Raw genomic sequence first — 19,728 nt, 5'->3', positions numbered from 1 at the left:
AATTCTATCTACAATTTGATATAAAAGGCTGAAAATAAGTGACTAGTGTCATAAATCACCATAATATACCCATTTTTAATCACTTAACCAAAACAAATGGCTCAAAAAACAGCCACTTTCACTGACTGTTGATAATCCTTTGCATTTCATGGTTTTTAAATGTTTAGAAGACGTCTATAATGCAGCCTTTAAATTATCTATAAATGCTTAATCATGATTAAGGGAGTTTTACCTAATGGCAATGCCAGATATAGCAAATAGTGCACAAGCTCAAACAGAGGGTAAACTTGATCGAGTTGGCATGAGTAATATTGAGTTACCTTTAATGGTACAAACTGATGATTGCGTACCACAACAAGTAAGCGCCAAAGCTGAGGTGTTTGTGAATTTAGGCGATCCTCAAGCCAAAGGCATTCACATGTCTCGTTTGTATCTACAACTTGATCAATTATCAACAGACTCAGAGTTAACGTTAAATACATTAACAGAATTGCTCAATGGCTTCATACAAAGTCACCATGAATTAAGTCAACAGGCCTATGTGAAATTTGAGTTTGATTACCACTTACGACGCAAATCATTAATTAGTGAAAAAAGAGGCTGGAAAGCTTACCCTGTGACGATTATTGGACAGCTTATCGATACACATTTAACATTTGAAATGCAAGTTAAAGTGCCCTACTCATCCACTTGTCCTTGTTCTGCTGCGTTAGCAAGACAACTTATTCAACGTGAATTTGCAAATACATATTCACAACAAACAGAAGTGAATAAAGATGAGGTGATGAATTGGTTAGGCTCAACAAAAGGGATAGTAGCAACCCCTCACAGTCAACGAAGCGTCGTAGATGTCAAAGTTAAATTAAATAAATCAAACAAATCATTCCCGGTTATTGAATTAATTGATTTAGTGGAAAGTACCTTGAAAACGCCAGTTCAAGCAGCGGTTAAACGCGAAGATGAACAAGAGTTTGCGCGTTTAAATGGACAAAATTTAATGTTCTGTGAAGATGCTGCAAGACAACTTCAGCATGTTCTTATTCCAGAAATTAAGTTTGATGACTTTTGGTTACGTGTAAATCACTATGAAAGCTTACATGCACATGATGCCGTGTCAATTACCAGTAAGGGCATTAAAGGCGGTTACTCTGCTTAATATTTGATTCAACTGGTATAAATAAAAAAAGGAGCATTTTGCTCCTTTTTTTATTTATTGTTATCTGTAATGGTTATTAGTGCACGCTAATCTGATTTCTGCCAGTTGTTATAGCAGCGTGTAATGCAGTATTAGCCTCTATCATCAAAGATTTCATCGTATTTAAATCACTTGGGAATAAACTAGATAATCCGATACTCATTGTTACAATGTCAGTAGCTTCGGAATGGTCATGTTTAAGATTTGATTTTACTACGCCCTTATGTAGAGATTGTGCGACTTTCAATGCACTCGTTGCATTACCACCTTTCATTAAGATAATAAATTTTTCACCTTCTACATGAGCAACAAAACAACCATTAATGATCGCGATCTTTTGTAAAACAGTTGCCACTGTAATTAACATATCTTCACTAGCTGCAACGCCATAATTATCAATGTAAGGTTGGAAAAAATCAACTTCACACATTAACATTGATAATAGCTCATTTTCTTTTTTACTCTCTTCCCACAGTTTTACAAAGTTATCATGAAAAGAGCCACAATCTGCTATTTTCATATCGCGAATTTTCTGTTTAAAATCTACCGAAGGAGAGTTGCTAAGCGTATCCGCTGCTGCATTTGCTTTTTCTTCGTTAGCTTTAACAGCTTCTGCACTATTATGTTTAATGGAGTCCTCTTCTGTTACTGACTCTCTATTTTCAAGTGCATTATCACTCAACTCTACATTACTTTTATGAGGAAAGATGCTTGAAACTTGATTTCGCCCATCAGCTGTCGCATCATGCAGTGCTCGATTAGCCTCACGGACCAACATTTTCATGGAATTAGGGTATACACTTGAAACACCAATGCTTAATGTAACGACTTTACTAACACTCGAATATTTATGTTCAGTTCGTGATAACTCAACAGATTTACGTAACGCTTCTGCGACTGCTAATGCTTTTTCTTCATTGCCACCTTTCATTAAAATGGCAAATTCTTCATTTTCATAACGAGCTAAGAAACAATCATGCTCTTCACATGCTTTTTTCAGAGCAAGACCAATAACAAGCAGCATGAATGAAGCGCCTTGATGGCCATAATTATCATTATAAGCTTTAAAAAAGTCTATTTCACAAAGCATGACGGAAAGTAATGTGTTTTCATCACTTGCCTCTTGCCATAATTGTGAATATTTATTGTCGAAAGCTCGACAATCTGCAATATTCATTTGCGACATCACCTGTTCAAATGCAGATATTTCTGCGCTAACAGCCTCTTCGGGTTGTTTATATTTAGCAATATTCACAACACCCATATTGTCGCCATTTTTACCTTCTAAAGAAGAAATAAATGAATCAACCTTATTTGTATCTTCAGCCTGTTTGTGTTGCGCCATAAATTATCCCTTTATTAACCTTAATTAAGTTTAAAATTTATTAAGTATTATTTAATTCATCAATGAAAACGCTTATCAACATAAGTAATAGATAAAACCATACGATCAATTATAAACTATACAGTACCATTTATTCTATCGCTATTCTTTAGCAAATAGATATTTATCAAGTAAATGTATAAAAAACACTTGCAAACTGCTCACTTAACAATCAAATTACATTGTATTCTTTAAAAAACCAGAGATCACACGATATTTGCACTTTCATCTAAGTAACTTGCTAGTCTTCACAGTTTAAATGTCTAAAACAGATAAATACTTTATTTTCAAGGATATTTGTGCCTAACATCAATGAACATAAAGTTGATCTTTTCCCGTTTGTTTTGCAATATGTAAAGCGCCTTCTGCTTCTGCTAACAATATTTTTGTCGAATTGAGATCACTTGGGAACAAACTTGATAGCCCCATACTAAGTGTAACTATACGATTAACCGATGAATAAAGATGCTCTATTTTTTCACTCACGACTTCCATGCGAATATTTTCAGCAAGTTTTAAAGCATTCGTTGCATTACCACCTTTAGTTATTATGACAAACTTATCAATATCATATCGTGCGACAAAGCAACCAAACTGTATGCAAAACTTTTCTAAAACATGACTAATGTGTTTGATCAATTGATCACCTTCTAATACTCCATAGTTGTCACAATAAGCTTTAAAGCAATCTATATCACAAACAATAAGGGTTAGCAGGTCTTCTTCTTGATATGCATCTTGCCAAAGTTGCTTAAATTGTAATTCAAAAGTATCACGGTTCGCGATACCTGTTAATTGATCATTTACCATTTTAGATTCAATCTGCACCGAAGCTAGCTGCTGTTTTTCTTGATGTTGCTTCTGCGATGTAATATCTCGCGCAGTAATAACGATCCCACTATAATCATTATCTTGATCATGGAATGCATTTTTTTCTATTTGATAGCATCTTTTTTCACCATCCACAAAAAGAAACTCTTCAAATGTGTGTGCGCTACCGGACTCTATTAACAGTTGATTTTCACGTTCAATCCAGTCTGCACGACCATCTGAAAAAACGTCACTCACTGACAAGCCTATCAAGTTTTCCATATTTACATTGATTAATTTTGCAAAGCATTTATTAGCAACCGTAATTCGTCCCGCTTGATCAAGCATAACTAGGGCATCATCTGTTACCTCTAATGTTCTGCGCAATAATGAATGTTGCACAGACAACGATTTTTCAGCTTCCAGACGTTTTAAGTGTTCTTCTTTTAGCTGTTCATTCAAATTATAAAAATCGGTAATATCACTATCAATACTTAGTACCGCAAAAATAGCCCCTTTATCATTGTATAAAGGCAATTTAACAAAATTCACTAAACTTGATGTATCATAATTTTCATTAATCCATTCTTGTTTATTGTAAATCTCTCCCAACCAAACATTAACTTCTTGCCGCTTCTGCTTTTCAATGACATGCGCAGGAAGCATATCAGCAATGCGACGCCCTGTTGCATGATTAACCGTTGTATTATGCGCTGTCGCCCAAGCTTTATTACAGCCAATGATGGTGCCTTTCGATGATTTAAAGGAAATTTGTTCCGGAATGGAATCAAGCACCTTACGCAACAACTCTCGCTCTTCAGTTAATTCGCGCTCGGCACGCAATAGGGCGGTAACATCTTTAAAATAGCAAAACCAAGCCGTTTTACCTTTATAATGAACTCTCTTTGCGCTTATCTCAACATCGTGAAAACTACCATCAACTAAAATATGTAAGCGTTGCTCATCAATTGTAACTAAATGGCTCGCTTTATTGATGAAAGAGGATAATTGTTGTTGATTTTCAATATCTTCAAAAAGATATTTATTTTTTTTGTAATGGAAAGAAAATAACGATTTAAGTTCATTATTTAAGTAATAGATGTCCTGGCCATCTAATGAAAAAATAGCTAATGGATAGGGAGATGAGTCTAAAATATTTTTAAATTCTTTATCCTTACGGCGTCTCCTATGGCTAAAGATAATTACCAGCAACATAAAAAAGAGAAAAACAAATAATTTAGTTGCCATATCTTTAGAAACGCCCCATATAGGATTTTCAGCATTTTCTAGCAACAAATGGGTATTATCTTCGACTTGCTCAAGCTGATTTCCCCAATTTATCCAATCTAATACAAGTTCTCGCTCAATAGGAACATAAACAAAGAAGGGTTTAGATGTAATATAGTGAGAACTTTTTTCAAATAGCAAAGAAATAATACAATCAACAATATGACGCACTCCCTGACCACTATTAAACAAAATAAAAGCATCTAATTTGCCACTATATATATCAACAAATAAGTCCAATAAACCGGGATACTCTTTGTATACTACCTGCGTGTTGTTGCCGAAAACTAATATTTGCTGAGCCCGAGGAAACAAGCCCCCAACAATTAAAGCTCCTCCATCGAGACCGATGCGATGCTCAATATCTTGCTTATGGGAAGATAAATAGTAAAAATCAGCTTTAAAATCAAATAGCAATTCTTTTTCTAATGAAGCTAAATTCTGCTCTTTCGCCAGCAAGCCGCTATAAATAGCAATAGGATTCGAATTCAATAAATAAAAGAGAGATTCATTGTTGTAGGGATGAAAATTAACTGCAATATCGCTCTGTGTTGACCATAATTGCCAATAATCTACAACGACTCCCTGCGCTTTTTGATTAGCATCAAATCCAGAATAGGGGAGGTTTTGGTCAATGTAAACGTTAAGCACTGACGGCTTTTCTGTCTCATTTAACGCAGCATGAGCAGACATAAAACAGATTAATAAAGGGAAAACAGAAAAAAATTTCATCATAGTAAAATCCAGTTCAGTATGAATTAAAAAAATTTATTTCATTGGCAAATTTCAATCGGCAATAGCGAGATAAATTTAAATATTCCTTAAGATATCGTATACCCATATTAGCTCAATATGCTTTGCTATACGCTAGTTCGGATACCAGTTCAAGACGTAACATAAGGTAAATTTTATTCACTTTCACGCATTACAGCGTAACGCACGTTTTCAGTCTGGCGCCACATAAAGCAAGGAAAATAACAGTAATTGGTTTTGTTAAAAATTGCTATGTCGTATAACGATACTTCTATTTTAAGCCTCGCATCTCGGTACACTTTTTCTTGCTGACTTTGCATTTTGAAGTCGCAGGCTATATAAACCACTAATAATACACTTATTTTAAATAAAAATACGCATACTTATTATAAAGCACTTCCCTGTCCACCGAGTTGTTGCATCAGTTTGGCCATTCTATTCTGTACAGGCCAGCGTTTTTCACTCCACATAGGCGCAAGTAACTCACTGCGTTTTGCCGTCGCTGAAATACGATGATAAACAATATGAGCCGGGGTATGACGAATTAAAGAGACCGCTGCTTGACTATACTCTTCTAATGTCAACGTAGCTAATCGCCCCGCTTGCCATGCTTTTTCCATTATAGCACCTCGTACGATATGCAAGGGGTGTAATTTTAACCCATCAACGCCTGTCGCAACTACTTGATTTAACGTTTGTTGGTAATCGCTCTGCTGCTCATTAGGCAATCCTAGTATTAAATGCGTACATACTTTTATCCCCCTCGCTCGCGCTTTTACACAAACCGCCTCATATTCAGCAAAACCATGACCACGATTAATACGTTTAAGCGTTTTATCATTCGCTGACTGTAACCCTAACTCTAGCCATACCTCGTAACCACGAAAAAGATAACTGCTTAATAAATTTAAAACCTCATCGGAGACACAATCAGGACGTGTACCAACGCAAAGACCTACGATGTTACTATTTAGCGTTGCTTGTTCATATAATGATGCTAATTGCTCTATTTCTGCATAGGTACTTGTATATGCTTGAAAATAAGCTAGATATTTAGTCGCTTTATGGATCACTTCTTGAGCGCGAAGCTGTAATTGATTTTCGATGCTATATGCAGCTTGTCCTTCATCGGCAAAGGCAGCAACACTACAAAAAGTACAGCCGCCTAACCCTAACGTACCATCACGATTAGGACAGCTAAAGTTCCCATGCAATGTTAATTTATGTACTTTTTCCCCATAGCGAAGCTTCAAATCTGCTCCTAAGGTTGTCACAAAGTCAGTGAGCTGCATCAAATGATTCCAAATAAAAAGCCGTTATAGCGGACGTTGAGCTATAACGGCTTTGTAATAACAAATTCAATAAATTATCTTACTTACCAAATAAATAGGTTAAATAGACGTTTACCACGTTTCATCAATGTATATTTACCATATAAAGCATCGGCTTTATAAAGTACGGCTTCACTATTAACTTGTTTCTCACCGTTAACACTCACCGCACCGTTGTTAATAAATTCACGCGCCATTTTATTGGACTTAGCCAATTCACAACTAGTGAGTAATTCAACTAATGATTTTTGTTCACCTTCAACGAGCGTCGTTGGCAACCCATCCTGCGCGAGCTGCGCTAGATCAGATTCACACAATTGACTTAAATCACCAGAAAATAGTGCTTCAGTAATACGTTGTGCCGATGCAAGCCCAGCTTCACCATGAACGATACGGGTCACTTCTTGAGCAAGAATTGTCTGCCCTTCTGGACGTCCGGCTATGGTTTTATCCTTTTCTTCGATAGCGGCGATCTGTTCGATAGACAAAAAGGTAAAGTATCTTAGAAATTTATAAACATCAGCATCTAGTGTGGTGATCCAAAATTGGTAAAAGGCATAGGGAGATGTTTTCTCTGCGTCTAACCAAATAGTACCCGACTCGGTTTTACCAAATTTAGTGCCATCCGCTTTAGTTACCAAAGGAAGCGTTAGGCCAAATACTTTCTCTTTATTCATACGGCGAGTTAGTTCAATTCCCCCAGTGATATTTCCCCACTGATCAGAACCACCAATTTGTAATGAGCAACCGTTTGCTTTATTTAGTGCAGCAAAATCATAGGATTGTAATAACATGTAACTGAATTCAGTAAATGAAATACCCGAACCTTCGCGTTCAATACGTTGTTTAACCGATTCCTTTTGAATCATTGCATTCACACTAAAATGTTTACCCACATCGCGTAAAAATGAAATACTATCCATTTTACCGATCCAATCAAGGTTATTAACCACTTCAGCTGAGTTCTCTTGATCACCAAATTCAATAAAAGCACTCACTTGTGTTTTTATTTTGCTCACCCAACTTTCTACTATGTCATCACTGTTGAGTTTACGTTCTGCGGCTTTAAAACTTGGATCGCCAATTAAACCTGTTGCGCCACCCACTAACGCCAACGGTTTATGCCCTGCTTGTTGAAAACGTTTTAACGTTAAAAGCGGCACTAAGCTACCTATATGCAAACTGTCCGCCGTTGGATCGAAACCACAATAGAGAGTTTTACAGCCTTCCGATAGATGTTCATGTAATTCTTCATCAGCTGTTGTTTGCGCAACAAGTCCGCGTGCTTTTAAATCTTCAAGTAAGGCATTCATCTATTTTTTCCTAGTTTAGCTTGATCAACTTTTAGTGGGGGCGATTTTACACAGTTAGCGCACACAAAAAAACCATAGAGTGAAGATCTAGCAAATTTTATGTTAACATCAGCGTTTTAATAATAGTTTAAAGAGTAAAACCGATGAAAATAGGCATTATTGGTGCAATGGATGAAGAAGTTCGCCTTCTAAAAGAAAAAATGAGTAATGTACAAACGACTATCATTGCTGGATGTGAATTTTACCAAGGTGAATTAGAGAAAAAAGAGGTTATTTTAACTAAATCAGGAATCGGAAAAGTAGCTGCAGCTATTGCGACAACCCTATTATTAGAAAAATTCGCGCCGAATATCATCATTAATACGGGATCTGCAGGCGGTTATGACAGTTCGCTCAATGTTGGTGACATTGTTATTTCTACAGAAGTGCGTTTTCATGACGTAGATTTAACGGCCTTTGGCTATGAAATAGGACAAATGGCTCAGCTACCTGCCGCTTTTAAAGCAGATCAAAAACTAATCGATATTGCACAACAAGCAGCACAAACGTTAGATTCATTGAAAATAATACAAGGGCTTATCTGCTCTGGTGATATTTTTATGGCCAATCCAAATAAAGCAGCCGTGGCACTTAATAACTTTCCAACTATGGCAGCCTGTGAAATGGAAGCAGCCGCAATAGCGCAAGTTTGCCACCAATTTCACATGCCATTTGTCATTATTCGCTCTTTATCTGATATTGCAGGTAAGAAATCAGAACTCTCATTTGAACAATATTTACCCATTGCTGCCAAAAATGCTTCTATACTTGTTGAAGCAATTCTAAAACGAATCGATTAAATGCAATTTATTGAGCAATATAGCGACTTCTTTAGTTTTATAAGCATTGCTGTTGCCTCTTTCTTTATTTCGCTGCCGAAAGATCTTAGCCCCATTTCGGCAGTAGAATTAATGTTTCAGCAGATTGCTAAAAAAGTTAATTTAGAGACACGTAGCGATAGCTATAAACGCTTAGCAAGTGTGTTATCGATTTGTCTCATCTATTTACCCACAATATTAATCATTAGCCAACTCTATAATGTCGTTTATAAGCCGATTATCATTAACGTTATGCTATTGTTTATATTGTTGTCATGGCACGATAAAAGCAGTGCTTATAAAGAGATAATCAATGCCTTAAAACACAATAAATTAGCACAAGCAAAATATACGCTAGCGACTTTAACAGAGCGGCAGACTAAGCCGTTATCGCCACTAGGCGTTAATAAGGCAACCATTGAATCCATGGTTTTACAATTAGCGAACTCCTGGTTTGCGGTTATTTTTTGGTATCTATTAACGGGGATTTATGGCGCGTTATTTTATCGCACCATTCAAATTTGTGCGCAGCAATGGAATAAAAAAAGAGAAGAGTTCGACGCACTAAGCACTATTCCATCATTGATCTACTCACTGATGTTATTTCCGGTACATCTCCTAGTCAGCTTTACCTTTGCATTATATGACAAGCCACTTGAAAATTTACCAACAAAATTTAAACAGAGTATTCACTGGCACCATTTTTCATCGGGATTAATGCTAGCAAGCTTTGCTTTGAGTATGCATATTAGTTTAGGCGGAGTACGTCTTTACCAAACACAAAAAATAAATTATGCCGCCCTTGGTAATGATATCTCCCCGACAATAGAGTCAATCTCCCTCTCCCTACAGCGTATTCGTTTAACGGCTTGGTTCTGGTTAATGTGCATCTCTGGTTATACTTTTTTTCCATTAATCCTTACTTTTATAACTAAAATCCATTAAAAAAGCCCTTCATCTATCACTAAATGAAGGGCTGGCAATAATCGTTTATAATCGGATTTGCTGTTATTTAATCTCTAATAACTCAACATCAAATACTAATGTAGAGTGGGGACCAATCGCCGCACCCGCACCACGAGCACCATATGCTAAGTCTGCAGGAATAGCTAAACGATATTTAGCACCAACAGGCATTAATTGTAACGCTTCCGTCCAACCAGCAATCACACCACCTACAGGGAATTCAGCAGGTTGACCACGTTCAACAGAACTATCAAATACAGTACCATCAATTAAAGAACCATGGTAGTGAACACGAACCGTTGAAGCTGCAGTCGGTTTTTCGCCTTCACCAGCAGAGATAACTTCATATTGAAGACCTGATTCAGTCACTACAACGCCTTCTTTCTTCGCATTTTCAGCAAGAAATGCTTCGCCTGCAGCACCAAGTACTTTTGCTTGTTCCGCTTCTACAGCTTGCATACGTTCAGAGATAACTTGGAAAGCAGCTTGTAAATCAGCTTGGCTAACTTTACTTTCAAGACCCGCAAATGCATCCTTCAGTCCTTGAGAAACAGCTGAAATATCAAGCCCTTCAAATGGATTAGAAGCTAGCTGCTCACCCATTTGCAAACCAATACCGTAACTTACTTGCTGCTCTTGTGTGTTTAGTTGTAATTCAGACATATATATTTCTCTTGTAGTGAAAGAACAGCGCCTAACGCACTTATTCTTTATTAAAATTTAATTCTTTAGCGATAACAACGAAAATAGTAACTGATATTTTATATTGTTAATAAGTAGATATGGGGCAGCAAATTTATTTTTAAAGGGATATTTTAAAATAAATAAAAAAATACCATCACGAGGATGGTATTTTATGCCGATTGGTAAAATAATGGAAATTAACTACTTAAATCATCAAAGAATGTTTTTAAGCTAGCCAAAAAACCTTCCGATTTAGGTTTATGTTTTCCTGAACTAGAAGAACAAAGAGATTCAAACTCTTTCGTATTCTCGCTGTTTAGCAGATAGTTTCACTGGTGTTTCAACGATCACTTTACATAATAAATCACCAACGGCATTACTGCGCACAGATTTAATACCTTTATTGCGCATGCGATAAATTCGCCCCGTTTGAGTTTCAGCCGAAATTTTCAGTTTGACTCGACCATCAAGAGTCGGTACTTCTATTTCGCCCCCCAAAGCGGCTTCTGTAAAGCTAATAGGCACTTCACAATAAAGATTATTGCCATCACGCACAAAAACTTCATGCTGCAAGACATTCATTTGCACATATAAATCGCCCGCTGGAGCACCATTTTCACCAGCCTCGCCCTCACCACTTAAGCGAATACGATCGCCAGTATCAACCCCTGCTGGTATTTTCACAGATAGGGTTTTACTTCTTTCATAGCGCCCTTGACCATGACACTTATGACAAGGATCTGTAATGATTTTACCTTTACCACGACAGGTAGGACAGGTCTGATTGACAGCAAAAAATCCTTGACGCATTTGCACTTGACCTTGTCCATGACAAGTTCCACATGTTTTTGCATCAGTCCCCTTTTTCGCACCAGAACCATTACATTGTTCACAATGAACTAAAGTTGGTACTTGGATCTCTTTGGAAATACCTTTCACCGCTTCTTCAAGCGTCAAATCCATATTATAGCGTAGGTCGGCACCTTGCATTGGGCGTTGAGCGCCACCACGTCTACCACCACCAAAAATATCACCAAAAATATCACCAAACTGATCACCAAAATCACCGTGACCAAATCCACCCTGGCCTTGGTTGACGCCTTCGTGACCATATTGATCATAAGCCGCTTTCTTTTGTGGATCACTTAAAATTTCGTATGCACCCTGTAGCTCTTTAAATTTCTCTTCAAGCTCACCATCGCCTTTTGTACGGTCGGGATGGTACTTCATAGCCAAGCGTTTATACGCTTTTTTAATCTCTTTTTCTGTTGCACTTCGGGTGATACCTAGTACTTCATAACAGTCTCGTTTTGCCATTTTATTTCTCAAACTTATGAAATTTAAACAATAATGCGGATTATAGACAAACCATAACCCGCATTATTTAACATAAAGAGTAACTCATTGAAAATTTAGTTTTTTCGAATTACTTTTTATCATCCTTTACTTCTTCAAACTCAGCATCAACGATATCATCATCTTGCTTTTCATTTTTCTGAGTCGGCTCTGCACCACCCGCTTGTTCAGCTTGTGCTTTTTGTTGTGCAATTTCCATTAGCTTTTGTGATGCTTCAGCAAGGGCTGTTGTTTTAGCTTCAATTGCAGCTTTGTCTTCACTTTTTAGAACATCTTCTAATTCTTTGATAGCCGCTTCAATTTTCTCTTTTTCATCACCAGGTAATGCATCACCAGCTTCTTCAATTTGTTTACGTGTTCCATGGATCATTGCATCTGCTTGGTTGCGAGCCTGTACAACTTCTTCAAACACTTTATCCGCTTCGGCATTCGCTTCAGCATCTCTCACCATTTGTTCAATTTCATCATCACTTAAACCAGAATTTGATTTAATGGTTATTTTTTGCTCTTTATTCGTATCTTTGTCTTTCGCTGATACATGTAGTATACCATCAGCATCCATATCAAAAGTCACTTCGATTTGTGGAGTACCACGGGTTGCAGCACGAATACCTTCAAGATTAAACTGACCAAGCGACTTATTATCCGCAGCACGTTTACGCTCACCTTGTAAAATGTGAATAGTAACCGCACTTTGGTTGTCTTCGGCCGTTGAAAAGGTTTGTGACTGTTTGGTTGGGATAGTGGTATTTTTGTCAATAACCTTAGTCATCACACCACCCATAGTTTCAATGCCCATTGATAATGGTGTCACGTCTAATAACAATACATCTGTTTTATCACCAGACAATACCGCACCTTGAATCGCAGCACCCATTGCCACAGCTTCATCAGGATTTACATCTTTACGCGCTTCTTTACCAAAGAACTCAGCTACTGTTTTTTGTACCAGTGGCATACGCGTTTGGCCACCAACTAAAATTACATCGTTGATTTCACCAACAGATAAATCAGCATCTTTTAGGGCAATACGAAGTGGTTCAAGTGTCGCTTTAACCATATCTTCAACAAGCGATTCAAGTTTTGCACGCGTAACCTTGATATTAAGATGTTTTGGACCAGATGCATCAGCAGTGATGTAAGGTAAATTAATATCGGTATGCTGTGCAGATGAAAGCTCAATTTTAGCTTTTTCTGCTGCTTCTTTAACACGTTGCATTGCCAATGGGTCGCTCGATAAATCAAAGCCTTGGTCTTTTTTAAATTCACTCACTAAGTAATTGATTAAACGGTTATCAAAATCTTCACCACCAAGGTGGGTATCACCATTTGTCGCTAATACTTCAAAGGTTTTTTCGCCGTCTACTTCATCAATTTCAATGATTGAAATATCAAATGTACCGCCACCTAAGTCGTATACCGCAACTACGCTGTCACCCTTAGATGTATTAACACCGTATGCAAATGCTGCAGCCGTTGGCTCATTGATGATACGTTTTACATCTAAGCCAGCGATGCGCCCCGCATCTTTCGTTGCTTGACGTTGTGCATCGTTAAAATAGGCAGGCACAGTAATAACAGCACCGGTAACCGCTTCACCTAAGTAATCTTCCGCTGTTTTCTTCATTTTTTTCAAAACTTCAGCAGAGACTTGTGGCGGCGCCATTTTCTTACCACGCGCTTCAACCCATGCATCATCATTATCTGATTTGATAATTTTGTAAGGCATGATCTTGATATCACGTTGTACTTCTTCATCTTCAAAACGACGACCGATTAGTCGTTTAATCGCAAATAATGTATTTGTAGGGTTAGTCACTGATTGACGTTTAGCTGGTTGACCAACTAAGATTTCACCGCCTTCAGTGTAGGCGATAATTGATGGCGTTGTACGATCGCCCTCTGCATTTTCAATAATTTTAGCAACATTACCATCCATGACAGAAATACATGAATTTGTTGTACCTAAATCAATACCAATTATTTTACCCATTTTTTTGTCTCTCCAATTTTATTCATTATGTAAAGTCAGCATTTTCTGATTTAGTATTGCTGCTTTGATACTCTCTATATATGGGGCTATTTTTTACTTTCAAGGTTTATCTGAAAAAAAAGTTAAATTTTTAAGGTTAAAACTTCTTGCGTCAATCACGCTTAATCGGCGGCCTTAGAAACCATGACCATCGCAGGACGAATTAGGCGACCATTTAATTCATAGCCTTTTTGCATTACCGCAATAACTTTATTAGCAGGAACACCAGCAACAGCTTGCATGCTCATCGCTTGGTGTTTCTCAGGATCAAACTCTTGATCTTGTGGATCGATCATTTTCAGACCAAATTTTTCGATGGTAGAGAGCATTGATTTCAACGTTAGCTCAACCCCATCAACCATTGGTTTTAACGCTTCGTCTTCTTTGTCAGCATGACTGATAGCCATTTCTAAACTATCAATGACAGGTAATAAACCATCGGCAAATTTATCCAGTGCAAATTTATGTGCCTTTTCTATATCCAGCGTTGCTCTACGACGTAAATTTTCCATATCCGCTTGGGCGCGAAGCACAGATTCTTTTTGATCATTAATAGTTTTCTCAGCTAAGGCTAATTTTTTAGTAAGCTCAGAGACAAGATCAACCTCAGCACCAACCTCTGATTCGGTTTCAACTTCAGCTTCTGCTTTAATCTGTTCATCACTTGCTACTGCATCAACTGCATCTAACGCTTCATCAGCTACTTTATTTTCTTCACTCATAACTTATTTACCCTATCTTTACTTGAAATCATTAAGTTGCAGCTAGTATGGGGGCGATAACGACCGTTTCAAGACTTTAACTGCAATTAAATGAAATTCTTTACGATCATTAGTTATTACACAAATGCTATTCTAAAAAAAATAATAGCGTTATACTTACACTTCACAACACCTCTTTTTAAAGGTTTTTCATGACTGGCCAACATACTGATATTTCTGAATTTAAAACCATTGGCTTAATTGCAAAGCCACAACATCCCGAGGCTAAACAAACTTTATTAGCTTTATACGCGTTTCTACTCAAACATAAGCTCAATATCGTGGTCGATTGCCGCGTTGCTGACGATCTCCCCTTTGATAACGTAATAAAAGCAGACTTACTTAAAATTGGCCGGCTCTGTGATTTAGCCATCGTGATTGGTGGCGATGGTTATATGCTCGGTGCAGCACGTGTTTTATCCCGTTTTAATATCTCAGTAATCGGTGTGAATCGAGGCAATTTAGGCTTTTTAACGGATCTTGATCCCGATAACTTTGAGCAGCCATTGGCAGAAGTACTAAAAGGTAACTATCAAACTGAAAATCGATTTTTATTAGAAGCCCAAGTGCACAGTCACGGCCACATGAAAAGTACCAATACTGCGGTAAACGAAGCCGTTCTGCATCCCGATAAAATAGCACACATGATTGAATTTGAAGTTTACGTTAATGATAACTTCATGCTCAACCAACGTGCCGATGGATTAATTATATCGACGCCAACGGGTTCAACGGCTTATTCTCTCTCCGGAGGCGGCCCTATTTTAACCCCCAATTTAGACGCTATCAGCTTACTTCCAATGTTTCCACATACCTTAAATAGCCGCCCTATTGTGATTGATGCTAATAGCTGTGTACGCTTAAAAATGTCACAAAACAATAGTACTGAAATGCAAATAAGTTGCGATAGCCATGTCAATTTATCTGTGTTACCGGGTGATGAAGTGATTATCAAAAAGACAACACATCAGTTAAAATTAGTTCATCCCAAAAACTATAACTATTTCCATGTATTACAAAATAAACTAGGCTGGGGCAATAAACTTTTTTAATAATCATCACAAAAAGTATCAATAAAAAGCACAACCCACTTTACTGTTTAAAAAAACAGTATTAAACTCTGTTTAAAACCAGTCTTTATAACAGTTTTAGGGATGTGATCATCATGCTTAGCCAGTTAACTATCCAACATTTTGCCATTGTACAATTTTTAGAACTCGATTTTCATCAGGGAATGACGACCATCACCGGTGAAACTGGAGCTGGTAAATCAATTGCGATAGATGCATTAGGCCTATGTTTAGGCACTCGAGCAGAAATCAATATGATACGTCAAGATTCTGATAAAGCAGAAGTTAATGCCCGTTTTACCTTAAATGATACGCCGAATGCAGTGACTTGGCTTAAAAATAACGATCTCGAAAATACCGCAGATAATAATGAATGCTTATTGCGCCGCATCATAACGAAAGAAGGTCGTTCACGAGCTTATATTAATGGCACCCCTGTTCCACTCTCTCAGCTAAAAAGCCTTGGGCAACTATTGGTCAATATCCATGGTCAACATGCTCATCAGAGCCTTTTAAAAAATGATATACAGCTTAATATTATTGACGATTACGCCGGGCATCACCAATTACTGCAAAAGGTAAAAGATACTTACCAAGGGTGGCACTTCTTAAATAAACAATTGCAACAGCAGCAACTTTCATTACAAGAAAAACAAGCACGTAAACAGCTTTTGGAGTATCAAATTGAAGAATTAGATAATTTTGCATTGGCTGAAGATGAATTCCAACAAATTGAACAAGAGCATAAACGTTTAGCCAACAGTGGTGCACTTTTAGATAGCTGTCAAATAAGTCTTGACCAACTCTGTGATGGTGATGAAATCGATGCACTCACATTACTCAGAAAAAGCATATCCAGACTTGAGGCGCAAATTGATAACGATGCGCAATTATCTCCCATCGTTAATAGCTTACAGGAGGCACTCATTCAAATTGAAGAGGCGAGTTATGAACTGCGTCATTTTAGTGACAACTTAGAATTAGATCCTGAACATTTTCAAACATTAGAAAATCGCATGAGTGAAGCGCTCTCTTTGGCACGTAAACATCAAATACAGCCAGAGATGCTCTACCCATTTCATCAAAAATTAAGTAAAGAGTATAGACAGCTCAATAATAGCGAAGCGCAGATAGAAGAACTAACCATTGAACTACAGCAAGCAGAGCAGAGCTATTTTCAACACGCTGAAAAATTAAGTAAAAGTCGCATACGTTACAGCAAGGAACTCAGTCAAAAGATAACCAAAAGTATCCAACAATTAAATATGGAAGATGGCCGCTTCCACGTCTCCTTAGAACAAAGTAAGAATAAATATTTAAGCCCACTTGGCATTGATAGTATTGAATTTCAAGTCGCAACCAACGCAGGACAAGAATTAGCAGAGTTAGGAAAAATAGCCTCTGGTGGTGAATTATCACGTATCGGTTTAGCTATCCAAGTCATTATTAGTCAGCGTATATCCACTCCGACACTAATTTTTGATGAAGTTGATGTGGGAATTAGTGGAGCCACTGCCGCTGTTGTTGGCAAGTTATTACGCAGCTTAGGCGAAAATACACAAATCTTTTGTGTTACACATCTTCCACAAGTAGCTGGAAATGGCCACCACCAAATGTTTGTTGGCAAACAGAGCGATGGCAAAACAACTAACACCACCATGAAAAAACTCAATACCGATGCCCGAATTAAGGAACTCGCACGATTATTAGGTGGTGATAGCATTACCGAACGCACTCTTGCTAACGCCCAGGAGTTACTTATTAAATAAGTTACTGAATAATAAATAAGCGACCATTCATCAGTTTAAAATATGCGTATTGAGGAAAAATAAGAGATCAAAAGGTGGATGATGAGTAATAGCTGGCTATTGCGATTGCATGTAACCTAACTATCCCTTATTTTTACCAATAAGATAGATCAGATACTTATGTTGATTGGTATGAGTTGCTTTAATAACAATGCAATACCATACTATGGCTATCTTTTATCAATCAGAGATAGGGATATGTCCGATAGTTTTTTACTTTTTGATAATGAAACAAAAGAACAAATTAGCGCAAACATCTTACCTTTTTTTACCGACAAGGTCTTACCAAAAGAGTGGGTAAATGATGCGCCGGCAAAATTTAGCTCCGAAAGTAGAGTGTATGCCTATGTCAGTGATACAAATGCCCCTGCAATTATTGAAGCAGCAATTGCAGGGCAATGGTTTCTCGCTATTTTACCCCATAAACAATCCTATTATGCACGCCGAGGATTCTGCGTCGAAGATAATTTACAACAAGCAATTCAACAAGCACAACTCGCTCCGCCCAAGAAAGTCGATATACTACGCTGTAATGGCCAATTAGTTTTAAGCTCAGTGGTACTCGGTGAATGTTTTAATCTACTCCCTACAGCGAAAAGCTTGAGTTGGCGAGAACGGATACAATTTGCCATCAAAAGTATCTCGAAAATTCGCATGCTCAGACCACAAAAAATGAGTTTTACAACCGAAAATGAAAATTGCTTTAGCACTGCAGCCATTGGTTTAGTTATCATTGACCATGCCTATGGTTCATCCTTATCCCAGCATATTTTACCAGATACTGATATTAATGATGGCATGTGTCACGCCATGATTGTTGCTCCTCGTAGTTCGATGGAAATTCTCCGTTTTTTTACCATGGCACCGCTACATCGAAGAGTTAAACTGCCGAACTTTCTTGGATTATTAAAAACCAAATCATTTACACTTAGCAGTGAAAATGAGGTCAGTTATAAAATTGATGGCCATGACCATCAAGCAGAGCAGTTGACTATTACTACAGAGGCTCGGGTATTGAATCTGTTAGTGAGTGATGCCTTACCAATAAATGAGACATCGTCGAATCATAAAGAGCAGAGAAAAATATCACGCTTACCTTCAGGTGAAGCGATTTCCGCTATGGTCTGCAAAGAACTACCATTCATCGCCTGTGCTGCAACGGATGAGTTCAAAGAGCTTTATCAACTATTACGTGAAAACGCTTCAGCTTCCCCCACATTTTTAACACTAATGGTTTTAGCGACTTTATTAGCAAGTGTTGGATTATTTGCAAGTTCCGCACCCGTGATCATCGGCGCAATGATCTTAGCCCCTTTAATGGCCCCTATTATATCCCTATCAATGGCGTTAGTAAGGCAAGATCCACAACTGTTAAGCAACAGTATAAAAACACTCTCAATAGGTCTATGTTTATCACTTGGATTCGCCTCCTTAGGTAGCTTTATCATGCCCATGAAAACAGTGACACCAGAGATAGCGGCTAGGTTAAGCCCCAATTTGCTAGATTTAGCCGTGGCAATTATCTCCGGCATCGCTGGTGCCTATGCACATGCCCGTATTGAAGCCGCAAAAAGCATGGCAGGTGTGGCCATTGCTGTCGCCTTAGTTCCACCACTTGCTGTAACTGGCATCGGCTTAGGATGGCTCAATTTTAATGTTGCTTGGGGCGCATTATTACTCTTTTTCACTAACTTAGCAGGTATCGTATTAGCTGCGGCTTTAACTTTTTTAGTGTTAGGTTTTGCCCCTTTTAATCGTGCTAAAAAAGGGTTAACTATCGCCTTTATAGCGGTATTAATTGTTAGTGTGCCACTGGTCATTAGTTTTATGCGGTTATCGGATGAATCATCTATCATACATCAATTACAAGGGAGGCAAATCGGTGAAGTAACTATTCGTCAAGTTCATGCAAGAGCGGTACACCCCTTATCGTTATCCATTGAATTAGTTTCCCCTAGCGGCATAACTGATGAAGAACTCGATACGATAAAAGCAGCAATAGAGTCACAATTACAACGCACAATTATAATGGAAGCACAGGTTATTATTCGTCGATGATAACAAATGTAATAAGTAAAGCTGACCCTAATGAATAGATTTGCTACTATCCTGTTCGCTAAA

13 protein-coding genes and 1 pseudogene are annotated in these 19,728 nt (G+C 37.7%); 6 read left to right on the top strand and 8 right to left on the bottom strand.

The features are described from left to right. Nucleotides 1-235: 235 nt before the first annotated feature. Nucleotides 236-1,156, top strand: coding sequence for a GTP cyclohydrolase FolE2 (folE2, locus tag AB1A03_RS12760; protein WP_354625012.1), 921 nt, complete (start codon nt 236-238; stop codon nt 1,154-1,156). A gap of 76 nt (nt 1,157-1,232) precedes the next feature. On the opposite strand, the gene AB1A03_RS12755 is transcribed toward folE2, so the two are convergent. The 4 genes from AB1A03_RS12755 to tyrS all read right to left on the bottom strand — a co-directional run bounded on the left by AB1A03_RS12755 (nt 1,233) and on the right by tyrS (nt 8,073). Beyond that, nucleotides 1,233-2,540 carry a diguanylate cyclase domain-containing protein gene (locus AB1A03_RS12755; RefSeq protein ID WP_354625011.1) on the bottom strand — a complete coding sequence of 436 codons (1,308 nt, stop codon included), beginning with the start codon at nt 2,538-2,540 and terminating at the stop codon, nt 1,233-1,235. 348 nt (nt 2,541-2,888) lie between these two features. Continuing rightward, the gene (locus tag AB1A03_RS12750) at nt 2,889-5,411 is read right to left on the bottom strand and encodes a diguanylate cyclase domain-containing protein (RefSeq protein ID WP_354625010.1); all 2,523 of its coding nucleotides are present in this window, start codon (nt 5,409-5,411) and stop codon (nt 2,889-2,891) included. 404 nt (nt 5,412-5,815) lie between these two features. Continuing rightward, complete coding sequence (gene mnmL / locus AB1A03_RS12745; protein WP_354625009.1) at nt 5,816-6,721, bottom strand: tRNA modification radical SAM protein MnmL/YtqA; 906 nt, start codon at nt 6,719-6,721, stop codon at nt 5,816-5,818. 83 nt (nt 6,722-6,804) lie between these two features. Continuing rightward, nucleotides 6,805-8,073: a tyrosine--tRNA ligase gene (gene tyrS, locus AB1A03_RS12740; protein ID WP_354625008.1), complete on the bottom strand. Its 1,269-nt coding sequence runs from the start codon at nt 8,071-8,073 to the stop codon at nt 6,805-6,807. A 143-nt stretch (nt 8,074-8,216) separates the two neighbouring features. On the opposite strand from tyrS, the gene mtnN reads away from it, so the two are divergent. Both mtnN and AB1A03_RS12730 read left to right on the top strand, forming a co-directional pair. Further along, nucleotides 8,217-8,912, top strand: coding sequence for a 5'-methylthioadenosine/S-adenosylhomocysteine nucleosidase (gene mtnN, locus AB1A03_RS12735; protein ID WP_354625007.1), 696 nt, complete (start codon nt 8,217-8,219; stop codon nt 8,910-8,912). Beyond that, complete coding sequence (locus AB1A03_RS12730; RefSeq protein WP_354625006.1) at nt 8,913-9,875, top strand: cobalamin biosynthesis protein CobD/CbiB; 963 nt, start codon at nt 8,913-8,915, stop codon at nt 9,873-9,875. Nucleotides 9,876-9,938: 63 nt separating this feature from the next. On the opposite strand, the gene bamJ is transcribed toward AB1A03_RS12730, so the two are convergent. The 4 genes and pseudogenes from bamJ to grpE all read right to left on the bottom strand — a co-directional run bounded on the left by bamJ (nt 9,939) and on the right by grpE (nt 14,690). Next, entirely contained in the window at nt 9,939-10,559 is a 621-nt protein-coding gene (bamJ, locus tag AB1A03_RS12725) for a BamJ family beta-barrel-assembly machinery protein (protein WP_354625005.1), read from the bottom strand. A gap of 218 nt (nt 10,560-10,777) precedes the next feature. Continuing rightward, nucleotides 10,778-11,897, bottom strand: a pseudogene (gene dnaJ, locus AB1A03_RS12720) (molecular chaperone DnaJ). Nucleotides 11,898-12,006: 109 nt separating this feature from the next. Beyond that, the gene (gene dnaK / locus AB1A03_RS12715) at nt 12,007-13,929 is read right to left on the bottom strand and encodes a molecular chaperone DnaK (RefSeq protein WP_354625004.1); all 1,923 of its coding nucleotides are present in this window, start codon (nt 13,927-13,929) and stop codon (nt 12,007-12,009) included. 161 nt (nt 13,930-14,090) lie between these two features. Further along, the gene (grpE, locus tag AB1A03_RS12710; protein ID WP_354625003.1) at nt 14,091-14,690 is read right to left on the bottom strand and encodes a nucleotide exchange factor GrpE; all 600 of its coding nucleotides are present in this window, start codon (nt 14,688-14,690) and stop codon (nt 14,091-14,093) included. 191 nt (nt 14,691-14,881) lie between these two features. On the opposite strand from grpE, the gene nadK reads away from it, so the two are divergent. The 3 genes from nadK (at nt 14,882) to AB1A03_RS12695 (ending at nt 19,665) form a co-directional block, all read left to right on the top strand. Further along, a complete protein-coding gene (nadK, locus tag AB1A03_RS12705) occupies nt 14,882-15,781 on the top strand; it encodes an NAD(+) kinase (RefSeq protein WP_354625002.1) in 900 nt (299 codons plus the stop codon). A 113-nt stretch (nt 15,782-15,894) separates the two neighbouring features. Then, nucleotides 15,895-17,568 carry a DNA repair protein RecN gene (gene recN, locus AB1A03_RS12700; protein WP_354625001.1) on the top strand — a complete coding sequence of 558 codons (1,674 nt, stop codon included), beginning with the start codon at nt 15,895-15,897 and terminating at the stop codon, nt 17,566-17,568. 237 nt (nt 17,569-17,805) lie between these two features. Further along, nucleotides 17,806-19,665 carry a TIGR00341 family protein gene (locus AB1A03_RS12695; protein WP_354625000.1) on the top strand — a complete coding sequence of 620 codons (1,860 nt, stop codon included), beginning with the start codon at nt 17,806-17,808 and terminating at the stop codon, nt 19,663-19,665. The last annotated feature ends 63 nt before the right edge of the window (nt 19,666-19,728 follow it).

Source organism: Psychromonas sp. MME2, from assembly GCF_040566515.1.
Taxonomy (GTDB): Bacteria; Pseudomonadota; Gammaproteobacteria; order Enterobacterales; family Psychromonadaceae; genus Psychromonas.
This window is presented reverse-complemented; position numbering and strand designations above follow the sequence as displayed.

Bases quoted from the DNA above. Each gene is read 5' to 3' on its own strand.
- AB1A03_RS12695 (WP_354625000.1), top strand. From the start codon at position 17,806: ATGTCCGATAGTTTTTTACTTTTTGATAATGAAACAAAAGAACAAATT.
- recN (WP_354625001.1), top strand. From the start codon at position 15,895: ATGCTTAGCCAGTTAACTATCCAACATTTTGCCATTGTACAATTTTTA.
- AB1A03_RS12730 (WP_354625006.1), top strand. From the start codon at position 8,913: ATGCAATTTATTGAGCAATATAGCGACTTCTTTAGTTTTATAAGCATT.
- nadK (WP_354625002.1), top strand. From the start codon at position 14,882: ATGACTGGCCAACATACTGATATTTCTGAATTTAAAACCATTGGCTTA.
- folE2 (WP_354625012.1), top strand. From the start codon at position 236: ATGGCAATGCCAGATATAGCAAATAGTGCACAAGCTCAAACAGAGGGT.
- bamJ (WP_354625005.1), bottom strand. From the start codon at position 10,559: ATGTCTGAATTACAACTAAACACACAAGAGCAGCAAGTAAGTTACGGT.
- grpE (WP_354625003.1), bottom strand. From the start codon at position 14,690: ATGAGTGAAGAAAATAAAGTAGCTGATGAAGCGTTAGATGCAGTTGAT.
- AB1A03_RS12755 (WP_354625011.1), bottom strand. From the start codon at position 2,540: ATGGCGCAACACAAACAGGCTGAAGATACAAATAAGGTTGATTCATTT.
- mnmL (WP_354625009.1), bottom strand. From the start codon at position 6,721: ATGCAGCTCACTGACTTTGTGACAACCTTAGGAGCAGATTTGAAGCTT.
- mtnN (WP_354625007.1), top strand. From the start codon at position 8,217: ATGAAAATAGGCATTATTGGTGCAATGGATGAAGAAGTTCGCCTTCTA.
- AB1A03_RS12750 (WP_354625010.1), bottom strand. From the start codon at position 5,411: ATGATGAAATTTTTTTCTGTTTTCCCTTTATTAATCTGTTTTATGTCT.
- dnaK (WP_354625004.1), bottom strand. From the start codon at position 13,929: ATGGGTAAAATAATTGGTATTGATTTAGGTACAACAAATTCATGTATT.
- tyrS (WP_354625008.1), bottom strand. From the start codon at position 8,073: ATGAATGCCTTACTTGAAGATTTAAAAGCACGCGGACTTGTTGCGCAA.